Source organism: Thioalbus denitrificans, from assembly GCF_003337735.1.
Taxonomy (GTDB): Bacteria; Pseudomonadota; Gammaproteobacteria; order DSM-26407; family DSM-26407; genus Thioalbus; species Thioalbus denitrificans.
In genome coordinates this window covers 686,321-707,948 of record NZ_QPJY01000001.1, presented here as the reverse complement: position 1 = coordinate 707,948, position 21,628 = coordinate 686,321, and the positions used below count along the sequence as shown (strand labels likewise).

Annotated in this window: 22 protein-coding genes; 11 read left to right on the top strand and 11 right to left on the bottom strand. The window is 67.7% G+C overall.

What is annotated here, in order from left to right; all coding sequences use genetic code 11:
• Nucleotides 1-133: 133 nt before the first annotated feature.
• Nucleotides 134-442, bottom strand: coding sequence for a (2Fe-2S) ferredoxin domain-containing protein (locus DFQ59_RS03365; RefSeq protein ID WP_114278228.1), 309 nt, complete (start codon nt 440-442; stop codon nt 134-136).
• A 422-nt stretch (nt 443-864) separates the two neighbouring features.
• Here DFQ59_RS03365 and DFQ59_RS03360 point away from each other — a divergent pair, with 422 nt between their 5' ends.
• Together DFQ59_RS03360 and DFQ59_RS03355 are read left to right on the top strand one after the other, a co-directional pair.
• Nucleotides 865-1,296 carry an HU family DNA-binding protein gene (locus DFQ59_RS03360; protein ID WP_114278227.1) on the top strand — a complete coding sequence of 144 codons (432 nt, stop codon included), beginning with the start codon at nt 865-867 and terminating at the stop codon, nt 1,294-1,296.
• Nucleotides 1,297-1,396: 100 nt separating this feature from the next.
• Nucleotides 1,397-2,446: an NADP(H)-dependent aldo-keto reductase gene (locus DFQ59_RS03355; RefSeq protein WP_114278226.1), complete on the top strand. Its 1,050-nt coding sequence runs from the start codon at nt 1,397-1,399 to the stop codon at nt 2,444-2,446.
• A gap of 418 nt (nt 2,447-2,864) precedes the next feature.
• Here the strand turns inward: DFQ59_RS03355 and DFQ59_RS03350 are convergent, their stop codons facing one another.
• Together DFQ59_RS03350 and DFQ59_RS03345 are read right to left on the bottom strand one after the other, a co-directional pair.
• Nucleotides 2,865-3,287 (bottom strand): DUF6524 family protein, encoded by a 423-nt coding sequence (locus DFQ59_RS03350; RefSeq protein WP_114278225.1) that lies wholly within the window; start codon nt 3,285-3,287, stop codon nt 2,865-2,867.
• A gap of 385 nt (nt 3,288-3,672) precedes the next feature.
• Nucleotides 3,673-4,377, bottom strand: coding sequence for a rhomboid family intramembrane serine protease (locus DFQ59_RS03345; protein WP_114278224.1), 705 nt, complete (start codon nt 4,375-4,377; stop codon nt 3,673-3,675).
• 301 nt (nt 4,378-4,678) lie between these two features.
• On the opposite strand from DFQ59_RS03345, the gene DFQ59_RS03340 reads away from it, so the two are divergent.
• Nucleotides 4,679-7,366: a bifunctional acetate--CoA ligase family protein/GNAT family N-acetyltransferase gene (locus DFQ59_RS03340; protein WP_114278223.1), complete on the top strand. Its 2,688-nt coding sequence runs from the start codon at nt 4,679-4,681 to the stop codon at nt 7,364-7,366.
• 300 nt (nt 7,367-7,666) lie between these two features.
• Here DFQ59_RS03340 and DFQ59_RS03335 read toward each other — a convergent pair whose 3' ends face one another.
• The 3 genes from DFQ59_RS03335 to DFQ59_RS03325 all read right to left on the bottom strand — a co-directional run bounded on the left by DFQ59_RS03335 (nt 7,667) and on the right by DFQ59_RS03325 (nt 10,291).
• The gene (locus DFQ59_RS03335; protein WP_245937158.1) at nt 7,667-8,302 is read right to left on the bottom strand and encodes a CBS domain-containing protein; all 636 of its coding nucleotides are present in this window, start codon (nt 8,300-8,302) and stop codon (nt 7,667-7,669) included.
• A 134-nt stretch (nt 8,303-8,436) separates the two neighbouring features.
• Nucleotides 8,437-9,078 (bottom strand): alpha/beta hydrolase, encoded by a 642-nt coding sequence (locus DFQ59_RS03330; RefSeq protein WP_114278221.1) that lies wholly within the window; start codon nt 9,076-9,078, stop codon nt 8,437-8,439.
• 139 nt (nt 9,079-9,217) lie between these two features.
• A complete protein-coding gene (locus DFQ59_RS03325) occupies nt 9,218-10,291 on the bottom strand; it encodes a thioredoxin family protein (protein ID WP_211314764.1) in 1,074 nt (357 codons plus the stop codon).
• A 411-nt stretch (nt 10,292-10,702) separates the two neighbouring features.
• On the opposite strand from DFQ59_RS03325, the gene DFQ59_RS03315 reads away from it, so the two are divergent.
• The 6 genes from DFQ59_RS03315 (at nt 10,703) to DFQ59_RS03290 (ending at nt 15,932) form a co-directional block, all read left to right on the top strand.
• Nucleotides 10,703-11,554: a pentapeptide repeat-containing protein gene (locus DFQ59_RS03315; protein ID WP_114278218.1), complete on the top strand. Its 852-nt coding sequence runs from the start codon at nt 10,703-10,705 to the stop codon at nt 11,552-11,554.
• A 96-nt stretch (nt 11,555-11,650) separates the two neighbouring features.
• A complete protein-coding gene (locus DFQ59_RS03310; RefSeq protein ID WP_170142012.1) occupies nt 11,651-12,196 on the top strand; it encodes a Z-ring associated ZapG family protein in 546 nt (181 codons plus the stop codon).
• 33 nt (nt 12,197-12,229) lie between these two features.
• On the top strand, nt 12,230-12,535 hold the full coding sequence (locus tag DFQ59_RS03305) for a hypothetical protein (protein ID WP_114278216.1): 306 nt from the start codon (nt 12,230-12,232) through the stop codon (nt 12,533-12,535).
• 295 nt (nt 12,536-12,830) lie between these two features.
• Nucleotides 12,831-13,103, top strand: a complete 273-nt coding sequence (locus DFQ59_RS03300) for a hypothetical protein (protein WP_281268227.1) — start codon at nt 12,831-12,833, stop codon at nt 13,101-13,103.
• A gap of 568 nt (nt 13,104-13,671) precedes the next feature.
• The gene (locus DFQ59_RS03295) at nt 13,672-14,952 is read left to right on the top strand and encodes an SAM-dependent methyltransferase (RefSeq protein WP_114278492.1); all 1,281 of its coding nucleotides are present in this window, start codon (nt 13,672-13,674) and stop codon (nt 14,950-14,952) included.
• Nucleotides 14,949-15,932: an NAD(P)/FAD-dependent oxidoreductase gene (locus tag DFQ59_RS03290; RefSeq protein ID WP_114278215.1), complete on the top strand. Its 984-nt coding sequence runs from the start codon at nt 14,949-14,951 to the stop codon at nt 15,930-15,932. The genes DFQ59_RS03295 and DFQ59_RS03290 overlap by 4 nt, the downstream gene beginning before the upstream one ends.
• A 347-nt stretch (nt 15,933-16,279) precedes the next feature.
• Here the strand turns inward: DFQ59_RS03290 and DFQ59_RS03285 are convergent, their stop codons facing one another.
• Both DFQ59_RS03285 and DFQ59_RS03280 read right to left on the bottom strand, forming a co-directional pair.
• Entirely contained in the window at nt 16,280-17,248 is a 969-nt protein-coding gene (locus tag DFQ59_RS03285; RefSeq protein ID WP_114278214.1) for a lytic murein transglycosylase, read from the bottom strand.
• 9 nt (nt 17,249-17,257) lie between these two features.
• On the bottom strand, nt 17,258-17,533 hold the full coding sequence (locus tag DFQ59_RS03280) for a cupin domain-containing protein (protein WP_114278213.1): 276 nt from the start codon (nt 17,531-17,533) through the stop codon (nt 17,258-17,260).
• Nucleotides 17,534-17,720: 187 nt separating this feature from the next.
• On the opposite strand from DFQ59_RS03280, the gene DFQ59_RS03275 reads away from it, so the two are divergent.
• Nucleotides 17,721-18,566: a LabA-like NYN domain-containing protein gene (locus DFQ59_RS03275; protein ID WP_114278212.1), complete on the top strand. Its 846-nt coding sequence runs from the start codon at nt 17,721-17,723 to the stop codon at nt 18,564-18,566.
• A 154-nt stretch (nt 18,567-18,720) separates the two neighbouring features.
• Here DFQ59_RS03275 and DFQ59_RS03270 read toward each other — a convergent pair whose 3' ends face one another.
• From DFQ59_RS03270 to DFQ59_RS19730, 3 genes are read right to left on the bottom strand one after another with little or no spacing between them, the layout of a single operon-like run.
• Nucleotides 18,721-20,037 carry a nucleoside recognition domain-containing protein gene (locus tag DFQ59_RS03270; protein ID WP_114278211.1) on the bottom strand — a complete coding sequence of 439 codons (1,317 nt, stop codon included), beginning with the start codon at nt 20,035-20,037 and terminating at the stop codon, nt 18,721-18,723.
• Entirely contained in the window at nt 20,034-20,564 is a 531-nt protein-coding gene (locus DFQ59_RS03265; RefSeq protein WP_170142011.1) for a gamma-glutamylcyclotransferase family protein, read from the bottom strand. The genes DFQ59_RS03270 and DFQ59_RS03265 overlap by 4 nt, the downstream gene beginning before the upstream one ends.
• A gap of 11 nt (nt 20,565-20,575) precedes the next feature.
• The gene (locus DFQ59_RS19730; RefSeq protein WP_170142010.1) at nt 20,576-20,710 is read right to left on the bottom strand and encodes a DUF3096 domain-containing protein; all 135 of its coding nucleotides are present in this window, start codon (nt 20,708-20,710) and stop codon (nt 20,576-20,578) included.
• A 319-nt stretch (nt 20,711-21,029) separates the two neighbouring features.
• On the opposite strand from DFQ59_RS19730, the gene DFQ59_RS03260 reads away from it, so the two are divergent.
• Nucleotides 21,030-21,584: a hypothetical protein gene (locus DFQ59_RS03260; RefSeq protein WP_114278209.1), complete on the top strand. Its 555-nt coding sequence runs from the start codon at nt 21,030-21,032 to the stop codon at nt 21,582-21,584.
• The last annotated feature ends 44 nt before the right edge of the window (nt 21,585-21,628 follow it).

Genomic DNA, 21,628 nt, shown 5'->3' with positions numbered 1-21,628 from the left:
CACCCCGCCCCTTCTCCCGGCGCCCTGCTGTCGGACATCCACCCCGGGGCGGCGGCCAACCGGGTACCCAGCGGCCCCGGAAGACCGCCCCCGTCGGCCCGGCCACCAATCCGGGAGCCATCCCCGCCCGTGTTCAAATCTTCAGCCGCTCCACCACCCGGCCAGCCACCAGGTGCCGGTCGATGATTTCGTCGATGTCCTCCCGGTCCACGAAGGTGTACCAGACCCCCTCGGGATAGACGACCGCCACCGGCCCCTCGGCACAGCGGTCGAGACAGCCCGCCGTATTGATGCGCACACCGCCGGGACCGGCGAGACCGAGCGCCTTGATCCGCTGCTTGGCGTGATCGCGCAGTGCCTTGGCATTGTGATCCTGGCAGCAGGCACGGCCGTCCGTGCGCTGGTTGGTACAGAAAAAGACGTGATGACGATAGTAGGACATGGCAACTCCACACTCCGGCCAAGGCGCGGCGACCCGGCCACCACCACCCGACGGAGACAGGCTCGCCGGTCGTGCCGGGGAACCGCCGACGGTACGGGACGCCGCCGATCGAATTGGGAACCCCGCCTCCAGACAGGGGCGGCACGCGCAAGGTCCGGTCGGCCACCGGCGAAGACGATGCAGCGGATCGACCACCCTGGACCCCGCCCCGGGACCCGCAGGCCGCCCCCCGGCGCAGCACCCGGATGGGGCGCGCAGGAGCGGACGCAGTCCCGCTCTCACACGACACCTGTACGCGTACGGCGGGCAAATAACGACGATGCTTGGCATTTTACACGCGATTTACCTAGTATCTTGCCTGCCATGTGCTATTTTCAGCGATAAGAAGCGCGTGCACACCACCTGTTGAGAGGAGGGAACATATGGCAGTCAAGAAGAAAGCGGCGGCCAAGGCCGCCCCGAAGAAGGCAGCTCCCAAGGCTTCCGCAAAGAAGGCTGCTCCCAAAGCCGCAGCCCCCGCCAAGAAACTCACCGCCGTCAAGGAAGCCTTCACCAAGACCCAGATCGTCAACACCCTCGCCGAGGAGACCGGTCTGTCCAAGAAGGAGGTCGGCGCGGTACTCGACGGCCTCGGCGGCCTTGTAGAGCGCCACGTGAAAAAGCGCGCGGTCGGCAGCTTCACCCTGCCCGGCCTGCTCAAGATCAAGACCGTGAAAAAACCCGCGACCAAGGCCCGCAAGGGAGTTCCCAATCCCTTCAAGCCCGGCGAGCTCATGGATGTTCCCGCCAAGCCCGCGAAGACGGTGGTCAAGGTCCTCCCGCTGAAGAAGCTGAAGGATATGGCCAGCAGCTGATCCGGGCCTGGTCTGCTGCGCCGCAGTCGCCGGCGCAGGATACCCGGACACTGGGCGGAGGTGTTGCGACACCTCCGCCCTTTTGTTTATGGACAGAACCATGCGCTACAACCGACTCGGCACCAGCGAACTCGAAGTCAGCCAGATCGGCCTCGGCACCATGACCTGGGGTCAGCAGAACAGCGAGAGCGAGGCCCACGCCCAGCTCGACGCGGCCCTCGCCGCTGGGATCAACTTCATCGACACCGCGGAGATGTACCCCATACCGCCGCGCCACGAGACCCAGGGCCTGACGGAGCGGTACATCGGCAGCTGGCTCAGGGCACGGGGCGGACGTGACCGGATCGTGCTGGCCACCAAGGTGCTGGGACCCGCACGGGCCATCGATTATGTACGCGACGGCGAAACCCGTCTCGATCGGAAGAACATCGAGGCGGCGGTCGACGCCAGCCTGCGCCGGCTGCAGACCGACTACATCGACCTCTACCAGCTGCACTGGCCCGAGCGCAGCACCAACTACTTCGGCAAGCTCGGCTACGTCCACAACCCCGGGGAGAAGGCCATCCCCATCGAGGAGACCCTCACCGTCCTGGGCGACCTGGTGGAAAGCGGGAAGATCCGCCACATCGGGGTATCCAACGAAACGCCCTGGGGCCTGATGACCTTCCTGCGCGCCGCCGAACGCCTCTCACTGCCGCGGGTGCTCAGCATCCAGAATCCCTACAGCCTGGTGAACCGCACCTTCGAGATCGGGCTGGCCGAAGTGGCCCACCGGGAGCAGGTGCCATTGCTGGCCTACTCGCCCCTGGCCTTCGGCGTGCTGTCGGGCAAGTACCTGGACGGCGCCAGGCCCGCCGGCGCGCGCCTGACCCTGTTCGGCGACATGGAGCGCTACACGCGCTACAGCAGTCCCGAGGGTGATGCCGCAATCCGGGGCTACGTGGGACTGGCCCGTGAACGGGGGCTGGACCCGGCACAGATGGCGCTGGCCTACGTCAACGGCCGACCCTTCTGCGCCAGCACCCTGGTGGGAGCCACCACGCTGGAACAGCTGGAGTCCGATATCGGCAGCATCGAACTGCAACTGGACGAGGGAACCCTGAAGGCCATCGAGGCCCTCCACACGGCCCACCCGAATCCCTGCCCGTAGCCTGCCGGTCTGCGGTTGGCGGCACGGTAGGCCAGGCTGCGCCGCGCACTCCTATACGCCACGCCACCCCCGCGCCCGCGCACCGGAGCGCCGGAAGAGCGGACGCAAAATAATGCGTGACATATTAATTAGGAATTGCTAATATAAGCGCAGACTGATTTAGGGTACCCGGAGGTACTGCCATGATCACGTTTGCCATCGACAGCCTGACGGTCACCGGCATTGTGTCGGCCGTCATCGCCATCGGACTGCTGGTGCGGTTCACCTGTTGCCGTGACGGTCGCTGAGCCCCGACACCCCGCCCCTGCAGGACCCTAGCCATCCCCGGTGCGCCCGCCCACGGGCGGGCGCACCCATCCACTTGCCCGCATGCTTCATGACCCCGGTTCCGGGCGGTACTGGCGCGGGATAACGGTTGTCAGTCTTCCTCGATCTCGTCCACGTCGATCTGGCCGGTGATGCGCCGACGCACGTGGGACCAGGAGACGCCCACCGCAAGCACGCCGCTGATGATCACCAGCACGATGTAGCTGACCGCGCGCACGCTGTCGGCGGGCAGGATCCCCGTGTCCACCAGCAGCCAGATGAGCGTGCCGAAGAAGGCGACGGCCAGAATCAGGCCGAAGGGGCCGAGGGAGCGTACCGTGGCGCGCAGGTAGATGGTCCAGCCGATGAGCAGCACCACACCCACGAACGCCTTCAGCACGCTGAAATCGGGCAGGTTCGCCAGCGCCCAGTGCCAGTAGGACCATGCCTCGGGATTGTAGCTGGCGAACACCAGCACCAGGCCCACCAGGAAACGCAGCAGCAGTCCCGTGCCGCCGAACTGTTTCATCGCCATCTCCACCTCTCCGCTCGTTCTCGCTTCGGGAGACACAGGATAACCGCCGGGTGCCGCTCCGGCGACTGCCTGTTGAAAAGCTTTATCTCACCACGAAGGCACGATGGACACGAAGAGAACAAGGACGAAAAGATTTGACCGCAGATTTCGCTGATTTACGTTGATTTTTATCGTCCACCACCGGATTGCACGCTGACAACCCTGGTTGCGGTGTTAAGGTTGAAAGTGCCATCGGCTGGGAACTGGCTGCCATGGTCATTCGCGCAACCATCATCCGGGCACAAAAAATCTGTGTTAATCAGCGAAATCTGCGGTCAATTGTCATTCCGCCTTTTCTTCGTGCCCTTCGTGCCTTCGTGGTGAGATCCTTTTCGTAGCAGTTCTTTCAGCGCCGCCGATCGCGGGGCGGGGCGAGGAGCGGGACGCCGCGGCGGCGGAACAGCGGCACCAGCGCCAGGCCCGTCAGAAACCCGCCGGCATGGGCCGCGAATGCCACGCCGCCCTGCCCCGGCTCGGCCGTCAGGGTGCTGATCAACTGCAGCAGGAACCAGAAGCCCAGCACCACCACCGCCGGCAGGCGCAGCACCTGCAGGATGAAACCGATGGGCACCAGCACCAGGATGCGGGCATGGGGAAAGAGCAGCAGGTAGGCCCCGAGGACACCGGCGATGGAACCGCTCGCCCCCACCATGGGAATCACCGATCCGGTATCGGGCAGGGCCTGGGCCAGGGCCGCCGCGGTACCGCAGATCAGATAGAAGGCGAGGAAGCGCCCGTGGCCCATGGCATCCTCCACGTTGTTGCCGAAGATCCAGAGGAAGAGCATGTTTCCGAGCAGGTGAAGCCAGCCGCCGTGGAGGAACAGCGAGGTGAACACCGTGGCGCCCGGGGGAACGAGGGCCAGTTCCGGCGGCAGGTGCCGCTCCCCGAACAGGGTCGCCGGTATCACGCCGAAGGCATAGATGATGGCCCGCTGGGCCTCCGGTCCATGGCTCCACTGCCAGAGGAAGGCCAGCGCGCAGGCCACGATGATCGCGACCGTGACGACCGGCCGGCTCCGGGTGGGATTGTCGTCGTGGAGGGGAATCATCGGGCATCGTAGGCCTGGACGCGAACCTGGAGCGGGAATCATCCCACACCCGGGCAACCGCACGGAAACCCGCCCTGCCGGACCGTGGGTCCGCGCGTCCGGACGGCGGCACGGGAACTCGCCCGGCGCAGTCAACTACACTTTGCTGCAATCGCCCCCGCCGACGGAGGTCCGGCATTTCCACTCCCGGACGGACAGCCGGACTGTCCCCGGCGGCAAGGGGCGCTATAATCGTTTATTGCAGCGCACAATCCAGACCTGCCCACACGTTCGCACAGACATTCCCAGGACCCCTGCCACCATGAGCGTCCGCAACCTCGACTCCCTCTTCAAGCCGCGCTCCGTCGCTGTCATCGGCGCATCCACCCGGGAGCACAGCATCGGCAACCTGGTCATGCAGAACCTGCTCATGGGCGGTTTCAAGGGGCCGGTGATGCCGGTGAATCCCAAGTACGAGGCGGTATCCGGCGTACTGGCCTATCCCGACGTGGCCGCCCTGCCGCTGGCCCCCGATCTCGCCATCATCGCCACCCCGGACCATACGGTGCCCGCGCTGATCGGCGAGCTGGGCGTGCGGGGCACCCGCGCCGCCGTGGTCCTCAGCGCCGGCATGGCCCAGCACCGCGACGAACAGGGCCGCACCCTCAGCCAGGCGGCGCTCGAGGCCGCGCGTCCCCACGGCCTGCGCATTCTCGGGCCCAACTGCCTGGGCATGCTGGTGCCCGGGGTGGGACTGAACGCCAGCTTCGCGCACGTGCAGCCGCCGCCGGGGAAGGTCGCCTTCGTCTCCCAGTCCGGCGCCCTGTGCACGGCGGTCCTGGACTGGTCCCAGGCCCACAACATCGGCTTCTCCCACTTCATCTCCCTGGGCGACGCGGCGGACGTGGACTTCGGCGACGTGCTCGACTACCTGGCCAGCGACCCCAGCACCCGGGCCATCCTGCTCTACATCGAATCGGTCCGCGACGCGCGCAAGTTCATCTCGGCGGCCCGGGCCGCGGCCCGCAACAAGCCGGTGTTGGCCATCAAGTCCGGTCGCGTCCCCGAGGGCGCCCGGGCGGCGGCCTCCCACACCGGCGCGCTGGCCGGGGCCGATCACGTCTACGACGCCGCCCTGCAGCGTGCGGGCATGCTGCGGGTGTACACGGTGGCGGAGTTGTTCGACGCGGTGGAGACCCTGGCCCGGATGCAGCCGCTGAAGGGGGATCGGCTCGCCATCCTCACCAATGGCGGCGGACCCGGCGTCATGGCCACCGACGCCCTCATCACCATGGGCGGCCGGATGGCCGAGCTGTCCCAGGAGACGCTGCAGTCGCTGGACGAACTGCTGCCCGAGACCTGGTCCCACGGCAATCCCGTGGACATCATCGGCGATGCCCCGCCCGAGCGTTTCCGCGAGGCCACCCGCATCCTGCTCCAGGATCCCAACGTGGATGCGCTGCTGGTGATGCATGTGCCCACCGCCGTGGCGGCCGGCGAGGAGTCGGCCCGCGCCGTGGCCCAGGTGGTGCGCGGCTCGCGCCGCAACGTCCTCACCAGCTGGCTGGGGCACAACACCGCCGAGAAGGCACGCCGGCTCTTCGCCCGCGCCGGGATACCCACCTATGAAACCCCCGACATGGCGGTGCGGGCCTTCATGCACATGGTGCGCTACAAGCGCAACCAGGAACTGCTGATGGAGACCCCCCCCTCCATCCCGGAGGGTTTCACCCCCGACACCGAGACCGCGCAGCACATCATCCGCGATGCCCTGGATGCCGGGCGCACCGTGCTCACCGAACCCGAGGCCAAGGAGGTCCTGGCCGCCTACGGCGTGCCGATCGTCGACACCCGCATTGCGAAGAACGTGGACGAGGCGGTCACCATCGCCGAGGCCATCGGCTTTCCCGTGGCGCTGAAGGTGCTGAACCACGAGATCGTCCACAAGTCGGACGTGGGCGGGGTGGTGCTGGACCTCGACACGCCGGGGGAGGTGCGCAAGGCCGCCGAGGGCATGATCAAGCGCGTGCGGGAGCTCTACCCCGAGCTCGCCATCGCCTTCACGGTGCAGAACATGGCGCGCCGTCCCGGGGCGCACGAGGTCATCATCGGCGCCACCGACGACAGCATCTTCGGCCCCGTCGTCCTGTTCGGCCACGGCGGCGTGGCGGTGGAGGTCATCGGCGACCGGGCGGTTGCGCTGCCCCCCCTGAACATGGGCCTGGCCGGCGAGCTCATCTCCCGCACCCGCATCTCCAAGCTGCTGGAGGGCTACCGCGGGCGCTCGGCCGCGGATCTCGACGCGGTGAAGATGACCATCATCAAGGTCTCCCAGCTCATCACCGATCTGCCCGAGGTGGTGGAGCTGGACATCAACCCGCTGTTCGCCGATCACCAGGGGGTACTGGCGCTGGATGCGCGCATGCGCATCGCTCCGGCCACCGTCACCGGCGCGGCCCGGCTCGCCATCCGCCCCTATCCCCAGGAGCTCGAGGAGTGCACCACCCTGCGCTCCGGGCGCCAGGTGACCCTGCGCCCCATCCGTCCGGAGGACGAGCCGGCCCACTACGCCTTCTTCGGCCAGCTCACCCCCGAGGACATCTACTTCCGCTTCTTCCGCTCCATCCGCAGCCTGCCCCACACGGAGATGGCGCGCCTGACCCAGATCGACTACGACCGCGAAATGGCCTTCATCGCCACCGCAACCGACGCGAACGGCAAACCGGAAACCCTGGGCGTGGTGCGCACCATCACCGATCCCGACAACCAGAGCGCGGAATTCGGCATCATGGTCCGTTCGGATCAGAAGGGGGAGGGGCTGGGACACAGCCTGCTGGAGAAGATGGTGCGCTACTGCCGGGAGCGGGGCACGGGCGAAATCATGGCCCAGGTGCTGCCCCAGAACCGCGCCATGCTCAACCTGAGCCGGCGCCTGGGGTTCAGGACCCGCTACAACGAGGCCGAGGAGGTGGTGGAAGTGGTCCTGCCCCTCAACCCGCCGCGTGAATGACTGATTGTTTTCACCACGAAGGCACGAAGGAAAAACAAAAGACAGTTAACCGCAGATTTCGCTGATTAACACAGATTTTTTGTGCCCGGATGATGGTTGCGCGAATGACCACGGCTGCCAGTTTCCAGCCGATGGCACTTTCGACCTTAAACACCGCAACCAGGGTTGTCAGCGTGCAATCCGGTGGTGGACGATAAAAATCAACGTAAATCAGCGAAATCTGCGGTCAAATCTTTTCGTCCTCGTTCTCTTCGTGTCCTTCGTGCCTTCGTGGTGAAGAACGAACGGTGAAGACCCGGATCAGACCGCCGCGGCGCGCAGCGTGGAGGCGTTCATCACCATCTCCAGCTCGGCGAAGCTCTGCACCAGGCCCGTGGGCTGGATCTCCACCCCGAGCTGGCGGCCGATGCGGGTGACGGAGAAGATCCCCCGAATGGCCATCTGGCCGGCGATCCCGGCCTTTTCCACCACCACCGCGTGCTGGCGGCCGGCGAGACGGAGCGTCTCCACCAGGTCGCCCACCCGGCTGCGCTCCACATCATCCATGCACAGCACTTCCATCTGCTCGCGGGGGGTCATGATGTCGCCCACCCGGATCGATTCCCGGGCCACGCGCTCACGGGACGCATACTCCACCGGGCGCTCGCCGCTGAGGTCACGGGAGGTCAGCACCCCCATCACCGCGTCGTCGCGGTCCACCACCAGCAGCATGCGCACGCCGGCACAGACCATGCGGTTGATGGCATCGTCCAGGTTGGCGTCGGCGGTGATGGTCACCACCTTGACCCGCTTCAGGTCGGTCATCACGTCCAGCGCCGGACTCTCCAGGGTCACCGTCCCGGACAGCACCCGATCGGCGCGGTAGACCGGCGTACCCGCCGGCAGGGGCTTCGACACGAGCCGCTTGTAGAACTCCACCATCGTACAACCCTCCATCTCTATATCGTTATGTACCGCTTATGGATTGCGCCTGCAGGTGCGCGTGGGTCCAATAGGTAGCACAACCGGAGAGCGGGTGGAAATAAACGGATTATTCGTAAGGATAGAGCGGCTGAATGAGGCGACCGCCCTCAGGCTCCCAGGGCGGACTTGAGCTGCTCGCGCAACTCGATGAGACGGCCATGGAAGAAATGGCCGGCGCCTTCCATGCGGATCACCTCGGGCGCGGGCTGGAGCCCCTCCAGCCAGCCGAACACCGCGCCGGGGTCCACCACCTCGTCGGCGTCCCCCTGCACCACCAGCCACGGGCAGTCGGGGCGGGGAAACTCGCTGAAATCGAAACGCGCCACGGGCGGGGCGATGCTGATGAGCCGTTCGGTGGCCCACCGCGATACGGCCCGGGCCGCGACATAGGAGCCGAAGGAGAAGCCGGCCAGCCAGAAACGGTCGCCCGGGCGCCGCCCGGCCGCCCAGCGCAGGACCGCCAGCAGGTCCTCGGTCTCCCCCCGGCCGGCGTCGAAGACCCCGGTGCTGGCGCCCACCCCGCGGAAGTTGAACCGCACCGTATACAGGCCCAGATCCTCCAGGGCCCGCGCCACGGTGTAGACCACCTTGTTGTGCATGGTGCCGCCGTGGAGCGGGTGCGGATGGCAGATCACCGCGGTGGCGCCGGCCGGCTCCCGCGGGCAGCCGCACAGCGCCTCCAGCTCACCGGCCGGACCCGGAATCATGACCGGGGTCTTGCCGCAGGGAAAGTCGGATGGTTCCACCATTCATCACCTCGCAATGAATCAAGGCACGGCCACAGAGATCACAGGGCTCGCCGAGAAGACGACAGGCCGCAACATCGTTTACGTCGTTCACAAGGCCCTGTGCGCCCGGCGTCCTCCGTGGCAGCAATCCACAGCCGCATCAGCCGCCGGGACGGTCGCCGCCACTGTCGCGCCAGCGGCGGTAGTCGGGAAAGTCGCGGTAGGCGCCGCTGGTGATGTACTCGAGCACGTTGCCGAGGCGGTAGAACTGCACCACCGAGTCGACGCGCAGAATCTCGGCGCCCTGCTCATCGAAGAACAGCAGCGTGGGGGTGTAGAACAGGCCGAGCCGCCGCGACCACTCGCGGGCGGTCAGGCGCTCACCCGCGGGGGTGATGACCGGCGTTTCGGCCGACCGGTCGAGCTGCACCGCCTCCAGCTCCCGCAGCCTGGCGGTGATCGCCGGGTCCTGCAGGGGTCCGGCATGGAGGACGTCGCAGGGGTGGCAGCGGGGCTGCTCGAAGAACACCACCAGCGGCGTCTGCGCGGGTCTCCGGGAGCGGTCGAGCATGTAGGGCCCGGACGAGAAGAAGGGCTCTTCGGTGAGCAGGTCCGGATCGGAGCTGAACACGCCCGCGCCCCGTTCCAGGTAGTCGGCGAAGCTCTCCACCAGGTAGTGGCCGTCGGCCACGTACTCCAGGGCGGCGCGGAACTGGTAGGGAGGGTAGTAGCCGCGCAGCCGCAGCGCCTCGCCGCCGCTGCTGTCGTACCACACCAGGGTGGGCGTGAAATTGGCCTTCTGCGCCTCCGCGAACGCCCCTTCGTCCCACTCCCGCCCGGCGAGGTCGGTCACCGTGCCCGAGCCGTGGATATCGATGGCAACCACGTCGAAATGGGCACGGGTGTAGGCCACGATATCCTCCTGGCGGAAGTTGATTTCCATCAGGTTGCGGCAGTAGGGACAGAACTTCTGGCCGAAATAGACGATGAGCCCCCGCTTGCCCGCCTGCACGCTCTCGCGCAGATCCTCGCGCAGGTCCAGGAAGCTCAGCTTGAACCAGGCCGGGTGCCGGACCTCCTGGGACAGGGGGCGGTCGTCGAAATCGAGCGGATCGAGCGACTCCTCCGGCGCGGCCAGCAGCGGCGCGGAAACCGGCGGCGACAGACAGAGCAGAAGAAGGAGCAGCAGCGCACCCATGACCGGCGACTCATTGGCGGAATCTAGCCCATCCATACCAGTGATCCGTTCCATCATCAACGGCCTGGTCCCGGACCACTGGCGACGGGCACATGTGCTAGTGTAGTGCGTCACTCTTGGAGGCACTTTCAGAGCCCCCCGAAAGTGCCAGGACAAGGCGCAGTGCGCAGGCAATGGTTGTTCCCTTGTCAAGCGCTGCAACGCCGTCATGGCGCTTTCGGGGGGCTCCCTCCGGGCGAGCCGCCGGCCGGCCATCTGCGGCGTTGCGCTTGCTTGAAAGGGGGCCTGCCATTCCTGCGCAAGCGCGCCTTGCATCTGACCGGCCGGCGACTCGCTGAATGCGCCTCCAAGAGTGACGCACTACACTACAATTCATAACAGCGGGACATATAAGCAACCTATAAAACACGAGCCGGGCAACACCGGCGTGTCGCAGGGGGAGCCTCCATGGAGATCAGGAACCGCATCACCGGATCGATCATCGCCACCTTCGCGGGCGACAGCCTCGCGGGCGCCGACCTCACGGACATGAACCTCGAGCATGCCGACCTGCACGAGGCGAACCTGGAGGGCGCCCACCTGGTCTATGCCAACCTCCGCGACGCCAACCTCGTCGGCGCCCGCCTGATCAATGCCGACCTGCGCGGCGCCCACCTCAATCGCGCCAACCTGAGCGGCGCCGATCTCACCGGCGCGAAATTCGGCGACGGGACCCATGGCGGCGCGGCGGTCCTGGTGGAGTGCAACTTCTCCGGGGCGGATCTGCGGCGCGTCGATCTGCGCCTGGCGGATCTGCACCAGGCCAACCTGGAACACGCACGGCTGAACGAGGCGGACCTGCGCGGTGCCACGCTGTGCATGACCAACATGCGGTTCACCGATCTCACCGGGAGCCTCCTGATCGACGCCGATTTGCGCGAGGCCGAGTTGTGCGACGCCATGCTCTCCGGGGCGCACCTGAACAGCGCCAACCTGATCCATGCCGATCTCAGCCGCGCCCATCTCGGCGCCACCACGGGAAGCAAGGCGGCGGTGCTCAACCTGGCCAACCTGCGCGGAGCGATACTGCACGGGGCCCGGCTCGATCACACCGTCATCCAGGAGGCCAACCTGCGCGACGCCGACCTCACCGATTCCGACCTGAGCCACGCCAGCCTGACCGGCTCGATCCTGCGCAACGCCAACCTGACCGGCGCCGATCTGAGCGGCGTGGAACTGTTCCTGGTCACGCTCGACTACGCCCACCTCTCGGGTGCGCGCAACGCGGTCATCCCACCCACCAAGACCGGCTGGCGCTGAAGCGGCGATTGCCGATTCGGGCGTCAAAGCCGGTATACTTGCCCCTGGAGCGCGACAACGCCACTAGAACCCATTGGGAAGGACTGGAGAGACGGGGTGGAAGGACAGAGCATCGCCTGGCTGCCAGGCATCTTGATTTTCGTCATCGGCCTGGCCGTGGGCGGCGCCCTGACTTACCTGTTCATCCCCGGACGCAGGCGCCAGCAGCAACTGCTGGCCCAAATCGCGGAACTGCAGGAAAAGCACAAGCACTACCGCGAGGAGGTCACCGACCACTTCAGCCGCACCGCCGATCTGGTCAACGCCATGACCCAGAGCTACAAGGCGGTCTACCAGCACCTGGCCCAGGGCGCCGAGAGTCTCTGCGGTGACGAGGCCGTCAACCCGGCCCTGCAGTTCGCCGAACCCCGGCTGATCGGCGAGCAGAGCACCGCGGAGGGCCCGCCGCCGCGGCCCGCGCCGCATCCGACCCACCAGCCGCACCCGCCGCAACCCAAGCCGGAAGCGACCGAGCCTCCCCCGGAGCCGCCGCCCCATGGCTACGCACCGGGCATCCGGGACAAGGAGGAGCCGGCCGGGAAACAGGCGACCACCCGCCCCGGCGAGCCCGAACCCCCCAAGGACTATGCCCCGGACGCCTGAGCAACAGGCAACCGGCGCATCCCGGACACCGCCATGCGACACGCATTCCAGGCCTGGATGCACAGCCTGCGGGCCGCGGCCGGCACTGGCCCGCTGCTGGCCAGCGCCCTGCTCTGGGCCATCCTCGCAAGCCTGCTCACCGCCCTTGTCTACGTTGCCGCCGCAGGGGCCCCCTGGCAGAACGCCGCCCTGATCCCGGGCATGGCCGCCGCCCTGCTCTGGCTGGCGGTGTTCATCAAGGTGGCCCTCTCCAGCGCCGAGGATCTCCTGGCCTTCGTGGGCGGCCTGTTCATCCTCGGCCTGTTCATCGAACTCGTTTTCCGCATTTTCCTGCACTGATCCCATGCTCGTGTTCGCGGAGTTGCTGATCCTGGCCCTCATCGTCGGCGCCGTGGTGCTGGCCATCGTCACCGCCCGCCCACGGGATTGAACCGGCTGCTGGCAACCGGCACATCACCCTGTCCCCCCATGCCCTGCATTCATTCCCCTTCGCGTCCTTGGCGGTGATCTATTCCACTTGACTCCGCAAGAATATTAGCTATTACTTATCTTGCAGGAAGCGGGGAAGATTCCGCCTCCCATGGCGGGCCCCTCTTCCGGTTTCTTCGTTCAAGCTGGAATGGAGGTACATGCCATGAAGAGCGTGAAGAATGTTCTGGCTGCGGCTGCCGTCTGTGTTGCGCTCGCCCTCCCGATGCAGTCCGCTAATGCCTGGTGGGGGCCCTGGGGCGGCTGGGGCCCCTGGGACGGCTGGGGTGATGGCTGGGGTGACTTCAGCTTCCACATGGGTGCCGGTGGCTGGGGAGATGGCTACGGCGCCCCGTGGTACGGCTACCCCTACTACGGCTATCCCTACGGCGGCTATCCGTACTGGGGCGGCTACCCCTACTGGGGCGTCCCCTACTGAGCTCTGCAGCTTGCACCCGTGACGGCGCAGACGGGGCAGAGGGCGGATTCGTCTCCTGCCTCCCCACTGGAGGCACGGTACGCATGCCCCCCAGGGGTCGTCGCCTGCGCCTTGTCCTGACGTCCCCGGAGGGCTCTGGAAGCACCACCAGGAGTGGCGCAGTACACTAGGTGCCGCCGGCCTCGCGCCGGCGGCACATCCCTCGCACACACCCCCGCCCGGGAAGCCTCCGGTCCCGGGCCGTCGGCCGGGGGGCGTCGCCCATCGCCACGGGCACTGCCGGGCGATGACCGCAGGGCAGGCATATGACCACGCCGCTTCGTTTCCCCACTGAAAAAAATTGCTTCAGTCCCCGGAAATGGCTACCGGATCACGCCGCCAGGTGACCCGGCCGGGTGGATTATCGAGGCGTTTTTTCCTTAACTTAGGGAATCGCTGAGCAATCAGGAGAGCATGCGCTGCTTTGTGCCCTCCCGGCGGCCGGGTGGGAGAGCGCCATGGTTTCAATCTCAACATCCTGACTTGGAAACAACAACGGCCTGTTGGACAACCGACCGGAGCTGCGATGATGGAACGAGTGGAACACGCCGAACCGGCCCATACCCGCACCGGGGTGGCCTCCGCCCCGACCACAGCCAGCCGGACCGTCAGCGGTCCCTCCTCCGCCCTTGAGCGCTGGCTGGCAGGACACATGCTGGCCGCCATGGGCGATCCCGCCATCACCCTGGCGCTGTGGGATGGTCACGAGGTCAACAGAGGCGGTGGAACACCCCGGGGACGGATCCGGGTGCTGGACCGTACCGCCCTGTGGGGGCTGCTGCGCAACCCGGAAGTCGAGTTCGGTGAGGCCTACAGCCGTGGGACCATCGTGGTGGAAGGCGATCTGCCGGCCTTCCTGGAGTGTGTCTACCGCACCTGGTACCGCCCCGCCGAAAGCGCGGCTGACCGACTGCTGCGCCGCCTGTACCGCCCGAATCACCCGCCGCGCAACACCCTGGCCCGCTCCCGCCACAACATCCATCACCACTACGACCTCGGCAATGACTTCTACCGGCTGTGGCTGGACGAGCAGATGATCTATACCTGCGCCTACTTCCCCACCCGGGAGATGGGACTGGAGCAGGCCCAGGTGGCGAAGCTCGATCACGTCTGCCGCAAGCTGCGCCTGCAGCCAGGCGACCGGGTGGTGGAGGCGGGCTGCGGCTGGGGTGCGCTGGCCCTGCACATGGCGCGCCACTACGGCGCCCGGGTCCGCGCCTTCAACATCTCCACCGAGCAGCTGGCCCATGCCCGTGAACGGGCCCGGGCCGAGGGCCTCGCCGACCGGGTCGAATTCATCGAGGACGACTACCGCAACATCGGCGGCGAGTGCGACGCCTTCGTCTCCGTGGGCATGCTGGAACACGTTGGGACGGAGAACTACGCCGAGTTCGGGCGGGTGATAGACCGCATCCTGACCGCCGAGGGGCGCGGCCTCATCCACACCATCGGCCGCGACCGGCCGGGCCTGATGAACGGCTGGATCGAGCGGCGCATCTTTCCCGGCGCCCACCCACCGAGCCTGAAGGAGATGCTGGACCTGTTCGAGCCGTGGGGCCTCTCGGTGCTCGACGTGGAGAACCTGCGCCTGCACTACGCCCTCACCCTGAAGCACTGGCTGGAGCGGTTCGAGCAGGTGGCCGACCAGGTCGAGAAGCGCTTCGACGCCAACTTCGTGCGCGCCTGGCGGCTCTACCTGGCCGGCTCCATGGCGGCCTTCAACGCGGGCAACCTGCAGCTGTTCCAGGTCACCTTCGCCCGGACCGGAGGCAACGCCATCCCCTGGACCCGCAGCCACCTCTACGAATGAGCGGCACGGAACACTGCCGCGCCATCATCGTCGGCGGCGGGCCGGCGGGCTCCAGCTGCGCCTGGCGGCTGCGCCGCCACGGCGTGGAGTGCCTGGTCCTGGACCAGGCCGTCTTCCCCCGGGAAAAACTGTGCGCCGGCTGGATCACCCCCGAGTGCCTGCGGGACCTGGAACTGGACCCGGAGAGCTATCCCCACAGCTTTCTCACCTTCGAGCGCATCCGCGTCCACCTGGGGCCGCTCGGCTTCGCCATGGCGGCGACCCAGCATTCCATCCGCCGGGTGGAGTTCGACGCCTGGCTGCTGGAACGCTCCGGGGCCCCGGTGGTGCAGCACCAGGTGAAGAGCATCCGTGCCGAGGGCGGGGGCTATGTCATCGACGATCGCTTCAGCTGCGACTACGTCGTGGGCGCCGGCGGCACCCGTTGCCCGGTCCACCGCAACCTGTTCCGTGAGGCCAACCCCCGCGCCAGGGAGCTCCAGGCCCTGGCCCTGGAGCAGGAGCTGCCCTACGAGTGGTCCGACGCCGACTGCCACCTGTGGTTCTTCCACAAGCGGCTGCCGGGCTACAGCTGGTACGTGCCCAAGGCCGGTGGCCACCTCAACCTGGGCGTGGGCGCCATGGCCGCCCGGCTCAAGCGGCGCGGCGAGTCCATCCATGACCACTGGAACAACTTCACCGGCCAACTGGCCCGGGGCGGGCTGGTGGAGCGGGAGGACTACGACCCGGCCGGCTACAGCTACTACCTGCGCCACGGCGTGGAGACCCTGCGCCTGGACAACGCCTTCCTGGCCGGCGACGCCGCCGGGCTGGCCACCCGGGATCTGTGCGAGGGCATCGGCCCCGCCGTGCGCAGCGGCCTGCTGGCCGCCGACGCCATCGCCCTCGGCCGCCCCTACTCCCTGGCATCCGTCTCCCCCTGGAGCCTGGAGAACCGCCTCGCCCGCAACTGGCTCGACCGCCGCCTCACCGGGGGATAACGGGGTTACGCCTTGAGGATTCACCGCCAAGGCGTGAGTGCGTTTGGAGTGATGGGTGTTCAGTGTTCAGTGTTCAGTGTTCAGTGTTCAGTGTTCAGTGTTCAGTGTTCAGTGTTCAGTGTTCAGTGTTCAGTGTTCAGTGTTCAGTGTAGAGCGTCCCTGGAAATCGAGAGCCCGCGCAACCGCATCACGCATTCACGCATTCACGCATTCACGCATTCACGCACTCACGCATTCACGCATTCACGCACTCACGCACTCACGCACTCACGCACTCACGCACTCACGCACTCACGCAACCATACCTTGGCGTTCTTGGCGCCTTGGCGCCGATTTTTCAAGCTGCCTCAGCGCCCGCCGATGCGGTCGGAGAGCACGCCCACGGCGGTGGCGAAGTAGGTGGAGCGGTTCCAGCGCATCAGCACGCGGTAGTTGTCGTAGACGGCGTAGACCGGGCCGGTGTCGCCGCCGGGCCGGACCAGGGAGGCGGGCAGGTCACGGGTGGGCAGGTCGCGGCCGTCGGCCCGGCGCACACCCAGGGCCTGCCACTCGCTCAGCCGTTTCCCCGTCTCCAGGCCGAGCAGTGAGCGGTCGAAGCCCCGCGGCAGGCGCACCTCGCGGCCCCAGGTCTGGTCGTCGCGCCAGCCGCTGCGGGCCAGGTAGTTGGCGGCGGAGGCGAAGACGTCGGCCCGGGTACCCCAGATGTCGCGTCGGCCGTCACCGTCGAAATCCTCGGCGAAACGCCGGAAGCTGGAGGGCATGAACTGGGGCTGTCCCATGGCGCCCGCCCAGGAGCCCTGCATGGCCGCCGGCGTCACGTGCCCCTCCTCCAGGATCTGCAGGGCATCCAGCAGCTCGCCGCGGAAGAACGCCCGGCGCCGTCCCTCCCAGGCCAGCGTGGCGAGGGCCCCCACCACCGGGAACCCCCCGGTCAGGCGCCCGAAGTCGGTCTCGATGCCCCACAGCGCGACAATGAAGCGCGGCTGGACATGGTAGCGGGCGGCCACCGACTCCAGCAGGTCACGGTGCTGCGCCAGCAGCCGCTGCCCCTGGCGCACCCGCCGGTCCGGCACCACGCGCTCCAGGTACTCCGCGAAGGAGAGGGTGAACTCCGGCTGCTTGCGGTCCAGCTCCAGCACCCGCGGGATGGGCGCCACATCCGCCAGCGCCGCATCCAGGACCGGCGCGGAGATCCCCCGCCCGGCCGCCTCGGCGCGCAGCGCGGACAGCCAGGCATCGAACGCAACCGACTCCGCCGCGGCGGCGGGAAGCGCCAGGGTCAGCAGGAGGGACGGCAGGCTGAGGAGCGGGCGCATCCGGCGTACTCAGCCGAGCCGGTAGTGCTTGCGCACGGGCTTCAGGATCTCCCAGGTGCAGCTCATGCCCGCGGGAAATACCGCCACGTCCCCGCGCCCGAGGCGCACGGGCTCACCGCCCTCCGGTGTCACCACCACCTCGCCCGCCAGGAAGTAACAGGTCTCCTGCCGATCGTAGGTCCAGGGGAAGGTGGACACCTCCTTTTCCCAGACGGGCCACGCCTCGACGCCCATGATCTCGAGTTTCGCCGGGCTGACGCGATGCTCCCAGGTGATGGCTGACATGGCTGTACTCCGCGGATGAGGATCTGGCGCACAATGCTGCCCGAGGCTCCACGGCGGCGCAAGGGATGCATGGAAGGGACGCAGCCGGGGGTTGCGGGTGACCCCGTGCAGGCATGGGGGGATAATATCAACCGGTCGGTTGACGCATCCGCATTCCATAAATCGAAAAACCAGAAGGAACCACCACGTGTCCGGTTTTCACAAGGTCGGCGTCTTCGTCGATGCCGAGAACATCAAGATCAACGGCGGCTACCAGCTCCGCTACGACGTGCTGCGGCGTTTCGCCGCCCGCGACGGCGGCGCCCTGCTGCGGCTCAACACCTACCTCGCCTACGATCCGGAACGGGCCGAGCACGACCCGGAGTATGCCCGCAAGGCCCGATCCTACCAGCAGATGGTGCGGGACTACGGCTGGAAGGTGATCGAGAAGCAGGTGCGCCGCTACACCGACGAGGACGGCAACGTCACCACCAAGGCCAACGCCGATCTCGACATGGCGGTGGACGCCATGCTCCAGGCGGAGAACCTGGACACGGTGCTGCTGGTTACCGGCGACGGGGATTTCCTGCAGGTGGTCAGCGCCCTGCAGAACCGCGGCTGCCGGGTCGAGCTGCTGGCCTTCCGCAACGTCTCGCGGGAGCTGCAGCGCCGGGTGGACGCCTACCACAACGGCTTCCTGGTCCCCGACCTGCTGCCGGTCAGCTACGAACCGCGCAACGACTGGGGCCAGGCCGGCGCGGTGGTGCGCGGCGTGTGCATCAAGTGGTTTCCGGACAAGGGCTACGGCTTCCTGCGCTTCATGAAGCGCATCGATCCCAACATCTGGATCACCGACACCCGGGAGCCGGGCTCGCCCTACGAGAGCGTCTTCTGCCATGCCAACGAGCTGGCCGAGGGCATCGGCCCCGATCAGCTCCTCAACCGCGAGAACATCTTCGAGTTCTACCTCCGGGAGAGCGATCGCGACGAGGGCGGGTTCGCCGCCAGCAACGTGCGCCAGATCCACACCACCGGCCGCACCAGCTGGACCTGAAGGGCAGGACAGACCGCGCCACAGAGGGCACGGAGAACACAGTGACAGATCGACCGGGAGGATGACTGCCCCAGCCATGCGCCCCGGTTGCCTTTATCGCTCCCGGGCACGAAATCCCAACCTCCGTGCTCTCCGCGCCCTCCGTGGCAAAGAATCACCCCGCCCCGCCGAAGAGGTAGCTGCAGGCGGCCACCGCCCCGGCGATTCCCGCCACGTCGGCGGTCAGGGCCGTGGCCAGACCGTGGCGGAGGCGTCGCACCTGCACCGCGCCGAAGTAGACCGCCAGCACGTAGAAGGTGGTCTCGGTGGAGCCCTGCAGGGTGCTGACCAGGTAGCCCACGTAGCTGTCGGGGCCGATGGCCGGGTCGTTGATGATGGCGGCCATGATGCCGTAGGCGCCGGAGCCGGACAGGGGCCGCAGCAGGGCCATGGGCAGCGCCTCGGCCGGCAGGCCCACCCCCGAGGTCACGCCGCCGATGGCCGAGACCAGGGCATCCATGGCGCCGCTGGCGCGGAACATGCCCACCGCGACCAGGATGGCCACCAGGTAGGGAATGATGCGCACCGCCACCTGGAAACCCTCCTTCGCCCCCTCCACGAACACCTCGTAGATGCGCACCCGACGCGCCACGCCGAAGGCCAGGAAGCCCAGCATCAGCCCCGGCAGGATCCAGGGCGAGATGACCTCGCCATAGGCCACCGTCACCGGAATCAGCGCCACCAGCGTCGCCAGGGCCAGGTACGAGATCCACACGGGATAGGCCTGGCCGGCCTCTTCCGGCAGGGGCTCGGCCGCCCCGTCGCCGACCGCCACCGGGGCCTCCGGCCCCGCCTCCCGGGGCGGCGCGGCGGTGAGCGGCGGCAGGGGGAAGAAGCGCCGGTAGATCCGCGCGCCGATGATGGCCACGGCGGTGGAGCAGAGGGTGGCGAACAGCGTAGTGGGGAGAATCGCCGCCGGGTCGGCGGATCCGGCCGCCGCGCGCAGGGCGATCACCCCCGTGGGCAGCAGGGTGACGCTGGAGGTGTTGATGGCCAGGAACAGCACCATGGAATCGGTGGCCACGCCGGGCCGGTCGTTGAGCCGGTCGAGCTCCTGCATGGCGCGGATGCCGAACGGCGTGGCGGCGTTGCCGAGTCCGAGGGCGTTGGCGGAGAGGTTGAGGATCATCGCCCCCATGGCCGGATGCTCGGCCGGGACGTCCGGGAACAGGCGGGTCATCAGGGGCCGGATGAGGCGGGCGATGAAGGTGAGCATGCCGCCCGCCTCCGCCACCTTCATCAGCCCGAGGAAGAGGGTCATCACGCCGACGAGGCCAATGGCCAGGTCCACCGCCCCGGCGGCGCTGTCCACCATCGCCGTGGACAGCGCCTCCATGGGCGCCGTGCCGCCGCCGGCCGGATCCCAGGCCAGCTGGCTCCAGCCGGCGGCCAGGAACGCCGTCAGCACGATGGCGAAGAAAACCACGTTCATGGGTGGAAAGTCTCCAGGTCCAGGGCCAGGGCCAGTTCCCGCGGGCCCCGCTCGGGATCCGGATCGGGGATTGCAGCCACCGACTCGATGCGGCGCAGGTAGGCGGACGGCAGGCCATGGTAGCGCGCCCCGCGCAGGACGTACTCGCGGTACCAGTCGTAGGGCCGCACCGAGGCATCGATATGGCTGGCCTGGGCCCGGTAGGTGAAGGCGCGCCGGGGCGCGCCGTCCACCAGCACCTCCACCACCTCCCGCAGGTAGCCGCTGCCCACGCCCTCGAAGCGGTCGAGCGTTTCCACCTCGCCGGGATGCAGGTGGTAGATCGCCCCCAGCACGCGGTCCCCCGCCCGGCCGGTGCGCCAGGCGTCGCACTTGGCCGATCCGTCCCGATCGCTGCGCTTGTGGAAGCGCAGCAGGTGTCCCTCCAGCACCGCCAGCCCCGCCAGGCGGGCCGAAGGCGTCCGGCGCTGCAGCCGCAGCGGGTGGAGGTTGGAGCCGTAGGCGAAGTAAAGCAGCGGGGCGTTCACCGCTCGGCGCCTCAGCGGATCAGTCCAATCACCCCGATGGCGATGAGATAGGCGGCCACGATGTAGTTCAGCAGCCGCGGCACCACCAGGATGGCGATGCCGGCCGCCAGTGCGAGCACCGGCATCAGTTGCAGATGGATGGTCATGGAGCATCTTCCCCAGTCAGCTGTCAAAGAGCCATACCATACCCGAAACCGCCCCCGTGGTGGATGTGTGCAACGGGACGGGATTCGATGGGCGGCAGGTCAGACTGATTGTCGCCGCCCATGTCGCGACGGGGGCCGCGTCCGACCATACTGGTGATTGCGCAACCGGTCGAAACCCATGGGGACCCGGGAGCGAGCACCAGGGGATAGATCCCATTGCCGAACCGGTGAAAAATCCGCGCAAATCAGCGTAATCTGCGGTTATTCGGTCCCTTGCCGCCTGCACCCGCGGCAAAGCGCGACCGCAAGGAGGTTGACCATGATCCGGCGCATGTTCGTCCTGGCCGCAGCCCTGGCGCTGGCCGCCTGCCAGCCGCTGGCGGTCCGCGACCCCGCCTCGCCCTGGTATGTCCCGCCCACCGGCTCGCGGCTGATCCTGCACCGGACCCTCACCATCCCGCCGAACGGGGTGAGCGTCTGGCTGCAGGCGGGCGAGGTCCTGCCCCACGGCGGGGTGAACCAGTTCGAGCCCTGGTGCAAGTTCGAGCACCGGCTGCGGGTGGCGCGTCCCCTGGAGGTGGTCCCGGACACCTTCACCGTCACCCGGGTGGAGCGGCGCATCGACCTGGTGCTCGGCATGCCGGCGCCGGTGCGGCTGGCCGCCCTGGACTGGAGCGAGGACGGCCAGCCCAGCCACGTCACCTACGCCACCCGTTTCCATCTCGGTTCGGCGCTGCAACCCGATGTGCTGCGCCTCACCTGCGGCCATCTGCAGGACCCGGTGGGCAACGCCCGGCACCTCACCCTGGCCGAGATCCGCCAGGCCCTGGGCGAGGTCTTCACCCTGGAGCCGGCGCCCTCCAGCCGCCAGTGAGCCACAGGGGGCACAGGAAAAGGGCTTTCCTCTCGCCAAGACGC